At 72.7% G+C, this 582-nt stretch carries 1 protein-coding gene; it reads right to left on the minus strand.

Annotated features, from left to right (window positions below; all coding sequences use genetic code 11):
• A partial coding sequence (locus AC1DWF_RS36860) for a glycosyltransferase family 2 protein (protein WP_476843376.1) occupies positions 1-445 on the minus strand: 445 nt, incomplete at its 3' end.
• Positions 446-582 lie beyond the last annotated feature (137 nt).

A 582-nucleotide genomic window follows, 5' to 3' on the forward strand; every position in this document is an offset into this window, starting at 1 on the left:
GGACGCCGCTGACCATCGGCGTCCCGCGCGCGGCCATGGCGGCGGCTGCGTGCGGTGCGAGGCAGACATCGGCATCGAGGAAGAGGAGGTGCGTGCCGGTGGCGGCCTCGGCGAGACGGGCGCAGGCATGGACCTTGCCGGTCCAGCCCGGTGGCAGGGGCGGCGCCCGCAGCAGCCTGGCGCCGGGGTATCCCGTGACGATGGCGGCGGTGGCGTCGGTGCTGCCGTCGTCCATCACGATCACCTCGATCGCGCAGCCGATCGAGGCCAGCGCGGCTTCGACACAGGCGCCGATGTTGTCCGCCTCGTTGCGCGCGGGGATGAGGATGGAGACGCGCGTGCCGGGTCTCGGGGTGCCGTGCGCGGCTGGCGACCGGATCAGGTTGATCAGTCCGAAGATGGTCGGCAGAAGTGCGAGCGCCAGGGCGAAGTGGGCATAGTCCATCAGGGTTGCCGCGCCCGCGGATCGTGGTCCGGCGAATGGCGCAGCCGCTGCCAAAGCCCATAGACCCCACCCATCCCGCGCCCGCCTGCGACCAGCACGCGGAAGCGCCTGGGGTCGCGGGCGATGGCGTCCTGCGC

It is taken from the genome of Aminobacter sp. P4_D5, assembly GCF_056401815.1.